Below are 15,124 nucleotides of genomic sequence, written 5' to 3'. Positions count from 1 at the left end.
TTTCAATAGGTGGATTCCTTAAGTTCAATTTCATGTGCCATAAGGTGCGAGCAGTATAACATACTGATTTCTTTGGTACTGTTATCCATCGAAAACTCTTCCTTCCGTTGATGCGGTGGATACGCTACACTTGCCCTAAACAGGAGGATCCCCCATGGGCCAGGTTGCATTTGATACGTTGCAGGCGTCAGAAGAGCTTCAAACCGCCGGGCTTACCAGTGAGCAAGCCAAGGCGATTTCGCTCGTCGTTCGTAAATCTCATGAGGTGGCGGATGTGACTACCAAGCTTGACCTTGAGGACGTGCGTAAAGAGATGCAAGCCCGCTTCGAGAAGACCGACGCGCAGATAGCCGATGTCCGTAAGGACTTATCCGCAGAGATAGCCGATGTCCGTAAGGATATGACTGCCGGTTTCGATAAAATTAACGATAAATTTGAGACGCTTGGCATGCAGATGACCATCCGGCTTGGGCTAATGGTTGCCGCTGCCGTGAGCATCATTGCTGCCATTCTCAAAATGTGACGGTACACTATATCCCTTGGGTCAGGCGGAACGTGATTGTGTAGCCGCCCAACGACGTGCAGGTACTCATGCCGCCACCTTGGCTAAATTTCTAATAACCTCAAGCTCTCTTTCAAGTTCAGCCAGGAACTGCGTTAACGCCTCCTCTATTTCGGCAACCCGTTTATCGTCCTGATGAATTCTCAACTGGTAATAGGCAAGGTCTGGCGGTAGCCTGTCGTCATAGCTGACAAAATCACACCATTTCCTGCCCGTACACATCATTTGGGCGTGCATCTGTAGGATGTACTGCTGTTTTGGTTTGCCTGTCTTAATGGTCTCTAAATGCGTCCATGTGTTTGGGCATTTTATTTCGATCAGTCCATCATTACCTACAAGGCCGTCAGGTGATGCGCCAAAACCAACTATTTCAGGGTGTAGAATAAATCCAACCTCTGTGACTTCTGCGTCGAACTGGTTAAGCAGGTACATCTCCCGCGCTACCGGTTCAAGTTCAGTGCCGCGCTGCATGGCAGCGTTTGAGTAACTTTCTTCCACCTTTCCGGTTAGGCGCTGGCATATAAGCTCTGCCATGTAGTTCTGGCGGCAGGCGGAATAGCCCGATTTGGTTTTTGCCATCACGTCAGACAGGCGACTGGCGGTCACGTTGCCGCACCGGGCGGCAAACCATTCATCACTGCGCTGTTGCATGATCCACCTCGCTGTATTCTGCGTCGACGGGAATGCTTTCCTTGATGCGCTCCTTCTCTGCATTGCCGATAATCTGGCGCTCTTCCTGAGAGAGGCGCTTCCACGTTTCAGCGAAGACTTCCATGCTCAGTTGCGCCGCCTCTTCGCATCTGGCGATCAGGGCGGGGCGACGTTCGTCGGTTTCCTTTCCGACGAGAACACTTGCTGGCGTGCTTTCAATAATCCGCTCTGCCTCGTCGCTGTCGTAAATTCCAGCAAACCCAAATGCCATTCGAGCGCACTAAGCGTGTTGCTTAATAGTGAAATAAGGGTGTTTCGGTGATTGAAGTAAATTTTATGCTGTTCTGAGATGGAAATTCCAAAGACCGGCGCTAAGGAGTAAGAAGGTATCATCAATAAAGGGTCTACGATTCCGTAAAATTTGGGTCATGCAACCGAGGCGCTTGATACCCGCGATGGCGTGTTCAACTGTAATACGGATGCCCGAGATTATTTTATTTTCTTGTTTTTGTTCAGGCGATAAAGGTCTTTTTCGAGTTCCTTTTTTTGGGATTTGTGTATTAGGATGCTGTTTATCTATACCTTGAAAACCGGTATCTGCCCAGATGGTTACCTCAGGAGGAATATGGCGAATTATATCGACTTTATCGAGTAAGCGTTTATCGTGACGGCGCACATTTTTGCTCATGGGGATAAATCCAATTTGCCTTGTTTCGTCAGTCATAATAAGCCCTTTTCGAGTGGTCTGTCTTTTCTTTCCCGAATACATTTTTTTTCGCCGACGCAGATTCTTAGGCTTTTGGACAGGTCGCTCTGTCCCATCAATAAAGACGTCTTTAACTCCAGGAAAGGCGCGAAAAAATTCCTCAGCAGAGCGAATTTGACGAGCGGGCAAAACACATTCTCGCCCCAAGGTCATCTCTAAAACCGGCAATAATATTTTTACCCAGCGACATACCCGTGTTCTATCTAAACCAAAAAGAAGTCCTTGCAAATCATAGGTCGGATAACATTTTAAATACAATAAAATAAAAAGCAGTTTATCTAATGGGGTTGGGATAAATCCTTTCTGCCCTGCACCCATCTGCCGCTCGTGATCTTTTCGATTCTTTTTCCGATAAATCAAATAACAAGCTGAAAATTCAGCGGCTAAATTTTTCAATTCTTCGACTGATAATCCAATGATTGCTTTACATAAACGATTATCTCGTAACAACCGCTCTTTGTTGATCATTTCAAACCTTTATTCTCTAAGTTAAACCTCTTTTTATTCTCAATAGCCTGACAAAAAATGCAAGTCTCTATTCAGCAACTAGTTTACTGAATAAGTGACTTGTGGCGTAGCATAAGGGTCGGGTGTGACTGCCACGGCTGGGTATTACGCTTACACTCGCCCATGTATTCGGTAACGACAGTGGGGTGTGTGCGATCTTTGCGGTAAATCTTGCAGGTGCAAGCGCCTTCCTCTTTGTCGTAGCTGAATTCCATGCCATCGAATTGCGGATGTTCGTTAATGATCCGCGCCCATCCATCGACACCCACAACCGGAACAATACCTCCCTTGTCAGGAAAGGCATAAATCTCTTTCGTCCACGGGTTGAGTCCGTACTGGTTGGCAACAATGAGCAGGGCGGTAAATTGCTCGTCCGTTACGCTCCCCCCCTTGAAGGCCGTATTCTTCAGCGTGCTCATTACTTCGGTGCCTGGTGCCATGCCAAGGCGTTCAGCCAGTTTTCCAGCCATTGTTGCTAATGCTGTGCTCATGCTGCATCCTCCCCATCGCTCATTCTCAGCCACAACTCGGTGGCGTATTCGTATTTTGCAAGCAGCTGAATAAATTTATCCGTGAATGTCTCAAGGGCTATTTGCTGGTCAGGGTCATTCGCAGAATGTCAACCACGCTTTCGTCAATGCCGGTCATTCGGCGAATAGCAGTAAAAATTTCATCTTGCTTTACCCGTTTATCCGCAAACGCGTAATACGTATTAACGGCTTTGTTGAATAATTTAACATGCTGATTTACATAATTATTATAACACTTCAACAACTAAGTTTTCCAGCCGTAATGCTTTTTATTGTGCTAACTACTTGATTTGTCGTTCTAACAAAATACAGTCTCTGTACATGCATTCTACCTAAAGAAGATCTAAATCAAACGGTTAAATTATTCAACAAAGCCCGTATTAACCACATCTAAATCGGCATCTGAGAGGCTTTGTTGAATAAATCAGAATTAGCCGACAGGATGACTCCCTCTGCTACACCTGTTATCCTATCCTGACGCTGTGTGGCATACCCAACAACGTCATACGGTTCAGCGCTTTGACCATCGCTATGGCTTCACCTACTTGAGCCTCATAGTCACGCAGGCTCAGATGGCCACCCAGCAAAGTTTTTATGCGGAACATCGCTGTTTCTGCCACTGAACGCCGGTGATAACCCACTTTCTTTTTCCACATATCATTACTCCCGCTCAGACGCTGATTCGCCACCGCATGGTTACGTTCATGGTACTTGTCCGGCCAGTATTTGGCTCCGCTTCGCGGCGGGATAAGGGGCCTGATTTTCTTTCTTAGCAACGCATCGTGGCAGTAACGGGCGTCATAAGCACCGTCTGCTGACACTTCCCTGATTTTTCGGTGGGTTTGGTTAATCAGGCCCGGCAGTGCCTGCGCATCTGTCGTTCCGCTGAGCGATAAGTCGGCACAGATAATCTCATGCGTCGCACTGTCTGCTGCCAGATGAAGCTTGCGCCACACTCTTCGTCTGTCAGCCCCATGCTGCCTGACTTTCCATTCACCTTCGCCAAAGACCTTCAGACCGGTACTGTCGATGACCAGATGCGAGATTTCACCACGCGTTGGCGTTTTTATGCTGATACTGACGGTTTTTGCCCGCCGACTGACCAGAGAGTAGTCCGGGCAGCGCAGTGGCAGGCTCATCAGTGTAAAAACCGAGTCGACAAAGCCCTGTAATGCCCGGAGCGACAGGTTAAACACGCGCTTTATCATCAAAACCGTGGTAACAGCCATATCGGTGTAGTAAAGCGGCCGACCACGACCTTCATGCGAAGAACTGTCAGTCCATGCAGCGATGGCCGACTCATCAAGCCAGACCGTCAGGGAGCCGCGTTGTCTGAGTGCTTTGTTGTAGGTGGGCCAGTTGGTGATTTTAAACTTTTGCTTTGCCATGGGGAGCTGCTATCGGGAGCGATGATAGTGCTTTGATCCGGCGATCCCCTGAAAGTTCGATTTATTCAACAAAGCCTCGGTGAACATTAAAAATACGACACAACGCTTTCACTGGATAAAGCGCTCTTAGCTTTTCAACTACCGAGAATTTTTCAGTGAGTCGGACATTAAGAGCGCAGTAGCCTTTTTTAAGATGGCATTCTCCATTTCCAGTCGGTGGATTTTTTTCTTCATTTCTCTGAACTCAATTTGTTCAGGTGTTAATGGCAGACCAGGCGATGTTTTCCCTTGACGTTCTAAACGAAGGGCTCTTACCCACCGGCTAATCGCTGAAAGACTGACGTTAATGGCTTTCGCGGCTTCCTGGTAGGTATAATTTTGGTCAAGGACTAATTTGGCGGTTTCACATTTAAATTCAGCAGTAATTATTTTACTCATTTTGGCACCTATAAAAATTATGAGGTAAGCATATCACCTCTACTTAGGTGGCCAAATTCAGTATGCCACTACAGACAAGTAAACAGTCTTCATAGTCCAATTCCTTAATTGTTTTTGGATACCACTTTGTTTTGAGAAAAATGTTGTGATGCAAGGCAGTCGCACCGGGAAGATTTTCAAAGGGAGTGGCATATTTATTCCGATGATGCTGAAGAATTAATTCCAGCATCAGAATTAGATAAGCATGCGTTCTTGCAGTGGCTACATCTGCAATATCGTACTGACTTTCATCGAAAAGGATGATTCAGAAATATTGTATCGTTCACAAATATCGCTGCTAATTTCGTTCCATAAACAACTGATATCGCTCATTTGGATCCCTTTCTTGGTTGCGTGAGAGCTCCCAAGATACCACTGCCGCCTGAGGTGGAGAAGTAAACCAGGCATTAAACCAAAGCAGATTAATGAGTCTACTGGCTTTGTTGAATAATTTAAGATACTGATTTATATAAGCATTATAAAATTTCAACGACTAATTTTTCCTCTCGGAATGCTTTTTATTGTGCTAACTATTTGATTTGTCGTTCTAACAAAATACATTCTCTGTAAATGCATTCTAACTAAAGAAGATGTAAATCAAACGGTTAAATTATTCAACAAAGCCGAGTCTGCTCTGTTTTAACCGCTCTTTTTACAACGAGCCTCGCGCTCTACGGAAGGCACCGACAACGTGCCGAACCTTTGCCCAGATGTTTTTGGGGTGTGGTGGGCTGAATAAAAATTATAGCCAACACAAGGGCAACTACTGGCTCACCACACCACCAAAACCATCTATTGGAGGGGAGCATGGCTACTATCATTTACCGTAAATCCGTTAATCCTGTTAGCAAAACAAACGCCGCTATTCGCCGTCATACCAGACGCAAGGCAGAGGCCATCCGGCGTGAACTGGTGTCATCCCGTATCGATAAAGCTTTAGGTCAGAAGCCAGAAAGACGCAAAGCGCTTAACCGAATTGAATTGGCCTTCAAGCGCAAACGTGCGCCAAGGATTAATTTCAATTTACTAGCTAAGTTCAGAGAGAAAATTAATCGTTTCGCCGAAATGTACGACATGGTTAAGCGTCTTAACCATCGCATCTGGTACAGCAAGCCGAAAACGGAATATGGCATTACCGCCAGAGCAAAGCAGACGTATACATCACACTGATAATATATACTCAATAAACTTCAAGATGCTCGGCAAGGCCTCAAGATAGGCTTACTGCACCTGCCTTCTGCTGAATGTGCGGATGCATCTTGAAGTACGTTGAATATAGATAACACTGAACTGCCTCTTTATACCTTCGCCGATATCCCTCGGCATCATTAATACATCAATACAAATAGTTAAACGGAGAACGCCATGCAATATGCCTTTGCAGGGTGGCCTATTGCTGGCCGCTCGGAAACACAATTTGACCCTATTCGGTCAATCGAACATCACCGCTCAAATATCGTCACGAGCCAGAGCTTCAAAAACAAAAGCTGGCTGCAACGGTTATTCGAGCAGCTTATTGCAACGGTTAACCAAAAGGGGAACCCGATATGAAAATCAGCGAATCAGGACAACGAGAGATAGAAAAAATCATCTCGACATTCTCAGATGGGCTGGCTTTGTTGAATAATTTAAGATACTGATTTATATAAGCATTATAAAATTTCAACGACTAATTTTTCCTCTCGGAATGCTTTTTATTGTGCTAACTATTTGATTTGTCGTTCTAACAAAATACATTCTCTGTAAATGCATTCTAACTAAAGAAGATGTAAATCAAACGGTTAAATTATTCAACAAAGCCAGATGGGCTTTGTTGAATAAATCGAACTTTCAGGGGATCGCCGGATCAAAGCACTATCATCGCTCCCGATAGCAGCTCCCCATGGCAAAGCAAAAGTTTAAAATCACCAACTGGCCCACCTACAACAAAGCACTCAGACAACGCGGCTCCCTGACGGTCTGGCTTGATGAGTCGGCCATCGCTGCATGGACTGACAGTTCTTCGCATGAAGGTCGTGGTCGGCCGCTTTACTACACCGATATGGCTGTTACCACGGTTTTGATGATAAAGCGCGTGTTTAACCTGTCGCTCCGGGCATTACAGGGCTTTGTCGACTCGGTTTTTACACTGATGAGCCTGCCACTGCGCTGCCCGGACTACTCTCTGGTCAGTCGGCGGGCAAAAACCGTCAGTATCAGCATAAAAACGCCAACGCGTGGTGAAATCTCGCATCTGGTCATCGACAGTACCGGTCTGAAGGTCTTTGGCGAAGGTGAATGGAAAGTCAGGCAGCATGGGGCTGACAGACGAAGAGTGTGGCGCAAGCTTCATCTGGCAGCAGACAGTGCGACGCATGAGATTATCTGTGCCGACTTATCGCTCAGCGGAACGACAGATGCGCAGGCACTGCCGGGCCTGATTAACCAAACCCACCGAAAAATCAGGGAAGTGTCAGCAGACGGTGCTTATGACGCCCGTTACTGCCACGATGCGTTGCTAAGAAAGAAAATCAGGCCCCTTATCCCGCCGCGAAGCGGAGCCAAATACTGGCCGGACAAGTACCATGAACGTAACCATGCGGTGGCGAATCAGCGTCTGAGCGGGAGTAATGATATGTGGAAAAAGAAAGTGGGTTATCACCGGCGTTCAGTGGCAGAAACAGCGATGTTCCGCATAAAAACTTTGCTGGGTGGCCATCTGAGCCTGCGTGACTATGAGGCTCAAGTAGGTGAAGCCATAGCGATGGTCAAAGCGCTGAACCGTATGACGTTGTTGGGTATGCCACACAGCGTCAGGATAGGATAACAGGTGTAGCAGAGGGAGTCATCCTGTCGGCTAATTCTGATTTATTCAACAAAGCCGTTCACCGAAGCAGTTATCGCTATTGGTGTCGACCTAAGGAGCCAGATATTGAGCGGACGATAAAACGTAGCCTGGTCAGCGAAGCGTGGAACGTTAGTGGCGGGTCTGCGGGCGCAAGGACTATCGCCACGGTGGTTACCAATACACACGACGTGAAACTTGGGCGGTGGTTAGCGGGTAAGTTTATGAAAGAATTAACCCTCGTTAGTTGCCAAACAAGAAAACATCAATACAACCGCGGTGGAAATGAACGTATTGATATTCCAAATCTGCTCAATAAGCAGTTCGCTGTTACCAAGCCTGACCAGGTTTGGTGCGGCGATGTAACCTATATTTGGACAGGCGACCGATGGGCGTATCTGGCGGTGGTATTAGATTTATTTGCCCGAAAACCCGTGGGTTGGGCAATGTCGTTTTCGCCAGATTCAGAATTAACAGCCAAAGCACTACAAATGGCTTGGGAACTGCGTGGGCATCCCAAACAAGTCATGTTTCATAGTGACCAAGGAAGCCATTACACCAGTCTTCAGTATAGGCAGGCATTGTGGCGTTATCAGATGACCCAAAGTATGGGTCGCAGAGGAAATTGTTGGGATAATAGTCCGATGGAGCGATTCTTCCGTAGTCTGAAGACTGAATGGGTGCCAACGACTGGCTACCAAAGCTTTAGTACTGCTCAATCATCCATTATTCGCTACATAACCCATTATTATAGCGATGTCAGACCTCACTGGTATAACGGTGGGTTAACACCAAATGAATCAGAACGGCTGTTCCATCAACAGTCAGGTAGGGTGGCCAAATTTAGTTGACCACTACAATGCAGCGATGGCCGACTCATCAAGCCAGACCGTCAGGGAGCCGCGTTGTCTGAGTGCTTTGTTGTATGTGGGCCAGTTGGTGATTTTAAACTTTTGCTTTGCCATGGGGAGCTGCTATCGGGAGCGATGATAGTGCTCTGATCCGGCGATCCCCTGAAAGTTCGATTTATTCAACAAAGCCACTTAGAGAATAAAGGTTTGAAATGATCAACAAAGAGCGGTTGTTACGAGATAATCGTTTATGTAAAGCAATCATTGGATTATCAGTCGAAGAATTGAAAAATTTAGCCGCTGAATTTTCAGCTTGTTATTTGATTTATCGGAAAAAGAATCGAAAAGATCACGAGCGGCAGATGGGTGCAGGGCAGAAAGGATTTATCCCAACCCCATTAGATAAACTGCTTTTTATTTTATTGTATTTAAAATGTTATCCGACCTATGATTTGCAAGGACTTCTTTTTGGTTTAGATAGAACACGGGTATGTCGCTGGGGCTTTGTTGAATAATTTAAGATACTGATTTATATAAGCATTATAAAGTTTCAACGACTAATTTTTCCTCTCGGAATGCTTTTTATTGTGCTAACTATTTGATTTGTCGTTCTAACAAAATATAGCCAAGCGACTTAATTTTGATTACACCATATGGACTGAGAACAAACTCTCTGTATCGCAACCCATCTCTCTTTTTTTGCTTTTTGCTTGTGCCCATTTATGCTCAATTGGGTTAAGATCTGGCGAATATGTAGGCAAATACTCCACCATATACCCTGCATCGATGATGACTTGTTGAATATTATGTTTTTTGTGAAAAGTGGCATTGTCCATCATGATTACACTGTTTTTAGGGAGTACTGGGATAAGGACTTGTGTGACCCAGGCATAGAAAACATCGCTGTTAATATTGATATCAAATAATCCGATAGCAAACAGCGTTGTGCCTAATAAAGCGCCGATAACATTTGTTCTTCCCCTAGCTCCCCAGTTCTTCAGGCCAAAACACCGTTGACCTTTTGGGGAATAGCCGTGAGTCCGTGGGGCATCGTGTGAAAAACCACTTTCATCAATAAAAACAATAGGTTTACCTTCTTTTTCATACTGTTGTTTTTTTTGTTGAAATCCCTGCCGGGCGTTTTCGTCGGCTTTCGGATGACGTAGAGTTTTTTTTATAGGTCAATCCCAGCTTTTTAAGCGCTTGCCAAATGGCCTTCTGACAAACGCCAAAACGCTCTGCACGTTCTTTTTGGTAAGCATCTGGATATTGTTCAACATCTTTTATCAACTCGGATTTATCGATCTTTCGCTGACGCGTGGTCGATGCTTTTGACTCTATTTGATTAATCCAACGCGATACAGAGGCAGGGCCAATCCGAAATTGCTTCGCTGTTTCTCGGATACTCAACCCTTCGTTTTTCCGTGTAGATATCACTTTACGTCTAAAATCAATTGAATAGCTCATTTAAATAATGTAATCAAAATTAAGTCGTTTAGCTATACATTCTCTGTAAATGCATTCTAACTAAAGAAGATGTAAATCAAACGGTTAAATTATTCAACAAAGCCTGTCGCTGGGTAAAAATATTATTGCCGGTTTTAGAGATGACCTTGGGGCGAGAATGTGTTTTGCCCGCTCGTCAAATTCGCTCTGCTGAGGAATTTTTTCGCGCCTTTCCTGGAGTTAAAGACGTCTTTATTGATGGGACAGAGCGACCTGTCCAAAAGCCTAAGAATCTGCGTCGGCGAAAAAAAATGTATTCGGGAAAGAAAAGACAGACCACTCGAAAAGGGCTTATTATGACTGACGAAACAAGGCAAATTGGATTTATCCCCATGAGCAAAAATGGGCGCGGTCACGATAAACGCTTACTCGATAAAGTCGATATAATTCGCCATATTCCTCCTGAGGTAACCATCTGGGCAGATACCGGTTTTCAAGGTATAGATAAACAGCATCCTAATACACAAATCCCAAAAAAAGGAACTCGAAAAAGACCTTTATCGCCTGAACAAAAACAAGAAAATAAAATAATCTCGGGCATCCGTATTACAGTTGAACACGCCATCGCGGGTATCAAGCGCCTCGGTTGCATGACCCAAATTTTACGGAATCGTAGACCCTTTATTGATGATACCTTCTTACTCCTTAGCGCCGGTCTTTGGAATTTCCATCTCAGAACAGCGTAAAATTTACTTCAATCACCGAAACACCCTTATAGCTAAACGACTTAATTTTGATTACATTATTTAAATGAGCTATTCAATTGATTTTAGACGTAAAGTGATATCTACACGGAAAAACGAAGGGTTGAGTATCCGAGAAACAGCGAAGCAATTTCGGATTGGCCCTGCCTCTGTATCGCGTTGGATTAATCAAATAGAGTCAAAAGCATCGACCACGCGTCAGCGAAAGATCGATAAATCCGAGTTGATAAAAGATGTTGAACAATATCCAGATGCTTACCAAAAAGAACGTGCAGAGCGTTTTGGCGTTTGTCAGAAGGCCATTTGGCAAGCGCTTAAAAAGCTGGGATTGACCTATAAAAAAAACTCTACGTCATCCGAAAGCCGACGAAAACGCCCGGCAGGGATTTCAACAAAAAAAACAACAGTATGAAAAAGAAGGTAAACCTATTGTTTTTATTGATGAAAGTGGTTTTTCACACGATACCCCACGGACTCACGGCTATTCCCCAAAAGGTCAACGGTGTTTTGGCCTGAAGAACTGGGGAGCTAGGGGAAGAACAAATGTTATCGGCGCTTTATTAGGCACAACGCTGTTTGCTATCGGATTATTTGATATCAATATTAACAGCGATGGCTTTGTTGAATAATTTAACCGTTTGATTTACATCTTCTTTAGTTAGAATGCATTTACAGAGAATGTATTTTGTTAGAACGACAAATCAAATAGTTAGCACAATAAAAAGCATTCCGAGAGGAAAAATTAGTCGTTGAAATTTTATAATGCTTATATAAATCAGTATCTTAAATTATTCAACAAAGCCAACAGCGATGTTTTCTATGCCTGGGTCACACAAGTCCTTATCCCAGTACTCCCTAAAAACAGTGTAATCATGATGGACAATGCCACTTTTCACAAAAAACATAATATTCAACAAGTCATCATCGATGCAGGGTATATGGTGGAGTATTTGCCTACATATTCGCCAGATCTTAACCCAATTGAGCATAAATGGGCACAAGCAAAAAGCAAAAAAAGAGAGATGGGTTGCGATACAGAGAGTTTGTTCTCAGTCCATATGGTGTAATCAAAATTAAGTCGCTTGGCTATATCATCAATAAAGGGTCTACGATTCCGTAAAATTTGGGTCATGCAACCGAGGCGCTTGATACCCGCGATGGCGTGTTCAACTGTAATACGGATGCCCGAGATTATTTTATTTTCTTGTTTTTGTTCAGGCGATAAAGGTCTTTTTCGAGTTCCTTTTTTTGGGATTTGTGTATTAGGATGCTGTTTATCTATACCTTGAAAACCGGTATCTGCCCAGATGGTTACCTCAGGAGGAATATGGCGAATTATATCGACTTTATCGAGTAAGCGTTTATCGTGACCGCGCCCATTTTTGCTCATGGGGATAAATCCAATTTGCCTTGTTTCGTCAGTCATAATAAGCCCTTTTCGAGTGGTCTGTCTTTTCTTTCCCGAATACATTTTTTTTCGCCGACGCAGATTCTTAGGCTTTTGGACAGGTCGCTCTGTCCCATCAATAAAGACGTCTTTAACTCCAGGAAAGGCGCGAAAAAATTCCTCAGCAGAGCGAATTTGACGAGCGGGCAAAACACATTCTCGCCCCAAGGTCATCTCTAAAACCGGCAATAATATTTTTACCCAGCGACATACCCGTGTTCTATCTAAACCAAAAAGAAGTCCTTGCAAATCATAGGTCGGATAACATTTTAAATACAATAAAATAAAAAGCAGTTTATCTAATGGGGTTGGGATAAATCCTTTCTGCCCTGCACCCATCTGCCGCTCGTGATCTTTTCGATTCTTTTTCCGATAAATCAAATAACAAGCTGAAAATTCAGCGGCTAAATTTTTCAATTCTTCGACTGATAATCCAATGATTGCTTTACATAAACGATTATCTCGTAACAACCGCTCTTTGTTGATCATTTCAAACCTTTATTCTCTAAGTTAAACCTCTTTTTATTCTCAATAGCCTGACAAAAAATGCAAGTCTCTATTCAGCAACTAGTTTACTGCATGCGCTGCAGCTTCGCGACCAGCGCCTTCAGCCGGTTGATTTCGCTGGCGTACGCCGCCACCCGCTGCGAGAGCAGGCGGTTATACTCCGCCATTTTGCGGATGGTGGTCTGCTGCTCCAGCAGCTGCGCGCTGAGACGGGCATTTTCATCGGTGTATGAGGTGTCCATAACCCCACTTTACAGCAGGTTATATTCTCAGACCAGGGCGTTCCGTCCGCTGCGGATGTTTCCAGTTAATGCCTTCCAGCAGCATGGACAGCTGTGCCGGCGTCAGATGAACCTTACCGTCACGCGTCACCGGCCACACGAAGCGCCCCCGCTCCAGGCGTTTGATGAACAGGCACAGACCGTCCCGGTCCGCCCACAGCACTTTTATCATGTCACCGCGCCGGCCGCGGAAGATAAACAGGTGGCCGCTGAACGGGTCATCCCGTAACGTGTTCTGCACCCTGGAAGCAAGGCCATTGAAGCCGTTCCGCATGTCCGTGACGCCGGCAACCAGCCAGATGCGGGCTCCCGCAGGGAGTGATATCACCGGCATCCTCCCTGCATTTCCCGGATGAGCGTCTGCAGCATCTCCGGCGTCAGCTTTCCACTGATACGAAGCGTCCCTGCGGGCAGAACCAGCTCGCAACAGGATCTCCGGTCTGAACGGCAGGGCGCAAAGGGTGACAGCCACCTTCTGCAGTGAGCGTGACCGGCAGCATCGCCGGAGCGCCTGATGGTGCAGCGAGCAGCCCCTGCTGATAAAGACGCCGCCAGTTGAACAGCAGGTTGTCATTGATGTTATTTTCGCGGGCCAGCTGTGCCACGCTGACGCCGGGCTGCATCGACTGCTACGCCCCATTCCCACTCGAAACGCAACAAAACGGTAGAGGCTTATGCCACCAGTAAGTGCGTTAAAAATACCTCATTGGGGGAACGATAGCCCAGCGATTTTCTGCCCCTTGTATTGAGTATGTGTTCGAGTTCGGCAATCTTACGATGACTGACCTGACTGAAGTCTGTTCCCTTTGGGTAAAAACGTCGTATCAGCCCGTTGGTGTGCTCATTCAAGCCCCTCTCCCAGGAATGATAAGGATGGGCAAAGTAGACCTGCGCCCCTGTGATTTGAGTAATTTGCTCGTGCAGAGCGAATTCAGGGCCGTTATCAGCTGTTAGGGTCTTAAACTTGCAAAAGGTATTAGCTTCAATGTCCCTGAAAGCAGCAACCACAGTCTCCGCACGCTTATTAGGCAGTTTGCGAATGATGACGGTTTTCAATGCTTTATCTACGATGGTTAACAAGAATGACTTCTGGTCTTTGCCAAAAATAGTGTCAATTTCGAAGTGGCCAGGCTCCTGTTTAAGCTCGGCTTGAGCTGGGCGATACTCAATACCAACACGGTTGGGAATAGGGCCTGATTTGAGGTTTTCGGCATTGTACCTGTAACGTTTTCCCCGATGAGGAAGTTGCTGATATAGCTCCCCGCCAGCCTGTCTCTCCTGCAGGATATAGCGATATAGCGTATTCTTGCTGACAGATATACCGAATTCCAGGTGCAAACGGCCACTGATGATTTCAGGTGAAGAGTGAGTGGAAAGCGCCTGCCTGATGAAGTTCTGAATGTGTGGCTCCAACGGGTAAAAAGCATTGTTTGGCAGAGGCTTATGACGGCGTTCCCGGGCCAGAGTGTCCGCCCTTCTACAGCAGTAGACACCATTGAAAGTAGGGTCGGTATTGCGTCTGAGTTCCCTGGTGATGGTCGAGCGAGGCAGAGCAAGCTCTCTGGCAATGGTAGCTTGGTTGACACCTTCACCACGCCGCTTTTCGATGTAGAACCGTTCTTTCTGAGTCAGAGGTTTTCCCTGCATGCAACAGGCTCTCCAGTATGGCCAGAACGGTGATTTTATCCGACTCTGGCAAGTGGGTCACTTTGTTGCGTTTCGAGTGGGAATGGTGCTCCACCAGGGAGATTTTGAAGTCACGGGGGAAGTTGGGGCGACGTGGCCGCCTGCGGGGTGCGGGTGTCTCAGCCGGCTCCGGTGCTGCGGGCAGAACGGCGGCTTTACGTGATGCCGGCCGGTAAAGACGCTTCTCCAGACTCCGGGCGCTGATCCTGGCCGGCAGGGGCCAGGGCAGCCCGGCCTTACTGAAGCGAGCGAACAGCTCACATACTGTGGTTTTGGGAATGCCGAGCCGTCTGCCTGCCTCAATACGCGGCAGCTTTTCATCAAAATGGAGTCGGAGTGCTTCAAGGATCCATGTCCGGTGTTTCATGGGATAGTGTCCATTAAAAAATGATGGACACTATTTTCCCGGAACGGACGGTCACAGGACAGACGGTTCA

Annotated in this window: 17 protein-coding genes and 9 pseudogenes; 10 read left to right on the top strand and 16 right to left on the bottom strand. The window is 46.0% G+C overall.

Annotation, left to right across the window (positions count from 1 at the left end):
* Positions 1 to 154: 154 nt before the first annotated feature.
* Positions 155 to 523 (top strand): DUF1640 domain-containing protein, encoded by a 369-nt coding sequence (locus tag ACQGXV_RS08345; protein ID WP_440866138.1) that lies wholly within the window; start codon positions 155 to 157, stop codon positions 521 to 523.
* A 66-nt stretch (positions 524 to 589) separates the two neighbouring features.
* Here the strand turns inward: ACQGXV_RS08345 and ACQGXV_RS08340 are convergent, their stop codons facing one another.
* The 7 genes and pseudogenes from ACQGXV_RS08340 to ACQGXV_RS08310 all read right to left on the bottom strand — a co-directional run bounded on the left by ACQGXV_RS08340 (position 590) and on the right by ACQGXV_RS08310 (position 5,116).
* On the bottom strand, positions 590 to 1,213 hold the full coding sequence (locus ACQGXV_RS08340; RefSeq protein WP_440866137.1) for a lambda exonuclease family protein: 624 nt from the start codon (positions 1,211 to 1,213) through the stop codon (positions 590 to 592).
* A gap of 208 nt (positions 1,214 to 1,421) precedes the next feature.
* Positions 1,422 to 1,493, bottom strand: a pseudogene (locus ACQGXV_RS08335) (hypothetical protein); the annotation flags it as partial.
* A gap of 54 nt (positions 1,494 to 1,547) precedes the next feature.
* Entirely contained in the window at positions 1,548 to 2,447 is a 900-nt protein-coding gene (locus ACQGXV_RS08330; protein WP_440866136.1) for a transposase family protein, read from the bottom strand.
* A gap of 86 nt (positions 2,448 to 2,533) precedes the next feature.
* Positions 2,534 to 2,977, bottom strand: a pseudogene (gene bet, locus ACQGXV_RS08325) (phage recombination protein Bet); the annotation flags it as partial.
* A 503-nt stretch (positions 2,978 to 3,480) separates the two neighbouring features.
* Positions 3,481 to 4,404: an IS5 family transposase gene (locus ACQGXV_RS08320; protein ID WP_440866133.1), complete on the bottom strand. Its 924-nt coding sequence runs from the start codon at positions 4,402 to 4,404 to the stop codon at positions 3,481 to 3,483.
* A gap of 76 nt (positions 4,405 to 4,480) precedes the next feature.
* A pseudogene (locus ACQGXV_RS08315) lies at positions 4,481 to 4,842 on the bottom strand (transposase); the annotation flags it as partial.
* 43 nt (positions 4,843 to 4,885) lie between these two features.
* Positions 4,886 to 5,116, bottom strand: coding sequence for an ECs1072 family phage-associated protein (locus ACQGXV_RS08310; RefSeq protein ID WP_440867332.1), 231 nt, complete (start codon positions 5,114 to 5,116; stop codon positions 4,886 to 4,888).
* Positions 5,117 to 5,688: 572 nt separating this feature from the next.
* On the opposite strand from ACQGXV_RS08310, the gene ACQGXV_RS08305 reads away from it, so the two are divergent.
* The 4 genes and pseudogenes from ACQGXV_RS08305 to ACQGXV_RS08290 form a co-directional block, all read left to right on the top strand.
* Positions 5,689 to 6,051: an antitermination protein gene (locus ACQGXV_RS08305; protein ID WP_440866135.1), complete on the top strand. Its 363-nt coding sequence runs from the start codon at positions 5,689 to 5,691 to the stop codon at positions 6,049 to 6,051.
* Positions 6,052 to 6,246: 195 nt separating this feature from the next.
* Positions 6,247 to 6,432: a hypothetical protein gene (locus ACQGXV_RS08300; RefSeq protein ID WP_440866134.1), complete on the top strand. Its 186-nt coding sequence runs from the start codon at positions 6,247 to 6,249 to the stop codon at positions 6,430 to 6,432.
* A 331-nt stretch (positions 6,433 to 6,763) separates the two neighbouring features.
* Entirely contained in the window at positions 6,764 to 7,687 is a 924-nt protein-coding gene (locus ACQGXV_RS08295) for an IS5 family transposase (RefSeq protein WP_440866133.1), read from the top strand.
* A 56-nt stretch (positions 7,688 to 7,743) separates the two neighbouring features.
* Positions 7,744 to 8,556 (top strand): annotated as a pseudogene (locus ACQGXV_RS08290) (IS3 family transposase); the annotation flags it as partial.
* A gap of 9 nt (positions 8,557 to 8,565) precedes the next feature.
* Here the strand turns inward: ACQGXV_RS08290 and ACQGXV_RS08285 are convergent.
* Positions 8,566 to 8,670 (bottom strand): annotated as a pseudogene (locus tag ACQGXV_RS08285) (IS5/IS1182 family transposase); the annotation flags it as partial.
* 98 nt (positions 8,671 to 8,768) lie between these two features.
* Between ACQGXV_RS08285 and ACQGXV_RS08280 the strand changes: the two are divergent.
* Positions 8,769 to 9,071 (top strand): helix-turn-helix domain-containing protein, encoded by a 303-nt coding sequence (locus ACQGXV_RS08280; protein WP_440866132.1) that lies wholly within the window; start codon positions 8,769 to 8,771, stop codon positions 9,069 to 9,071.
* A gap of 129 nt (positions 9,072 to 9,200) precedes the next feature.
* Here the strand turns inward: ACQGXV_RS08280 and ACQGXV_RS08275 are convergent, their stop codons facing one another.
* Both ACQGXV_RS08275 and ACQGXV_RS08270 read right to left on the bottom strand, forming a co-directional pair.
* Positions 9,201 to 9,734, bottom strand: a complete 534-nt coding sequence (locus tag ACQGXV_RS08275; RefSeq protein WP_440862665.1) for an IS630 family transposase — start codon at positions 9,732 to 9,734, stop codon at positions 9,201 to 9,203.
* The gene (locus ACQGXV_RS08270; RefSeq protein ID WP_440862584.1) at positions 9,658 to 10,023 is read right to left on the bottom strand and encodes an IS630 transposase-related protein; all 366 of its coding nucleotides are present in this window, start codon (positions 10,021 to 10,023) and stop codon (positions 9,658 to 9,660) included. Before ACQGXV_RS08270 ends, ACQGXV_RS08275 begins: the two co-directional genes overlap by 77 nt.
* A 125-nt stretch (positions 10,024 to 10,148) precedes the next feature.
* On the opposite strand from ACQGXV_RS08270, the gene ACQGXV_RS08265 reads away from it, so the two are divergent.
* The 4 genes from ACQGXV_RS08265 (at position 10,149) to ACQGXV_RS08250 (ending at position 11,833) form a co-directional block, all read left to right on the top strand.
* The gene (locus ACQGXV_RS08265) at positions 10,149 to 10,748 is read left to right on the top strand and encodes a transposase family protein (RefSeq protein WP_440866131.1); all 600 of its coding nucleotides are present in this window, start codon (positions 10,149 to 10,151) and stop codon (positions 10,746 to 10,748) included.
* Between the two features lie 64 nt (positions 10,749 to 10,812).
* A complete protein-coding gene (locus ACQGXV_RS08260) occupies positions 10,813 to 11,178 on the top strand; it encodes an IS630 transposase-related protein (RefSeq protein ID WP_440862584.1) in 366 nt (121 codons plus the stop codon).
* Positions 11,102 to 11,395, top strand: coding sequence for a transposase (locus tag ACQGXV_RS08255; protein WP_440867331.1), 294 nt, complete (start codon positions 11,102 to 11,104; stop codon positions 11,393 to 11,395). Before ACQGXV_RS08260 ends, ACQGXV_RS08255 begins: the two co-directional genes overlap by 77 nt.
* 120 nt (positions 11,396 to 11,515) lie before the next feature.
* The gene (locus tag ACQGXV_RS08250; protein WP_440866130.1) at positions 11,516 to 11,833 is read left to right on the top strand and encodes a transposase; all 318 of its coding nucleotides are present in this window, start codon (positions 11,516 to 11,518) and stop codon (positions 11,831 to 11,833) included.
* Positions 11,834 to 11,862: 29 nt separating this feature from the next.
* Here ACQGXV_RS08250 and ACQGXV_RS08245 read toward each other — a convergent pair.
* From ACQGXV_RS08245 to ACQGXV_RS08220, 6 genes and pseudogenes are all read right to left on the bottom strand, one after another.
* Positions 11,863 to 12,552 (bottom strand): annotated as a pseudogene (locus ACQGXV_RS08245) (transposase family protein); the annotation flags it as partial.
* Positions 12,553 to 12,788: 236 nt separating this feature from the next.
* Positions 12,789 to 12,962, bottom strand: a pseudogene (locus tag ACQGXV_RS08240) (IS66 family transposase); the annotation flags it as partial.
* Positions 12,963 to 12,981: 19 nt separating this feature from the next.
* Positions 12,982 to 13,329, bottom strand: coding sequence for an IS66 family insertion sequence element accessory protein TnpB (tnpB, locus tag ACQGXV_RS08235; RefSeq protein ID WP_440867330.1), 348 nt, complete (start codon positions 13,327 to 13,329; stop codon positions 12,982 to 12,984).
* Positions 13,326 to 13,630 (bottom strand): annotated as a pseudogene (locus ACQGXV_RS08230) (transposase); the annotation flags it as partial. The gene tnpB and the pseudogene ACQGXV_RS08230, both read right to left, overlap by 4 nt.
* 43 nt (positions 13,631 to 13,673) lie before the next feature.
* Complete coding sequence (locus tag ACQGXV_RS08225; protein ID WP_440866129.1) at positions 13,674 to 14,648, bottom strand: IS30 family transposase; 975 nt, start codon at positions 14,646 to 14,648, stop codon at positions 13,674 to 13,676.
* Positions 14,649 to 14,885: 237 nt separating this feature from the next.
* A pseudogene (locus tag ACQGXV_RS08220) lies at positions 14,886 to 15,054 on the bottom strand (IS66-like element accessory protein TnpA); the annotation flags it as partial.
* Between the last annotated feature and the right edge of the window lie 70 nt (positions 15,055 to 15,124).

The sequence above is a fragment of the Symbiopectobacterium purcellii genome (genome assembly GCF_052050035.1).
Classification (GTDB): Bacteria; Pseudomonadota; Gammaproteobacteria; order Enterobacterales; family Enterobacteriaceae; genus Symbiopectobacterium; species Symbiopectobacterium purcellii_A.
This window is presented reverse-complemented; position numbering and strand designations above follow the sequence as displayed.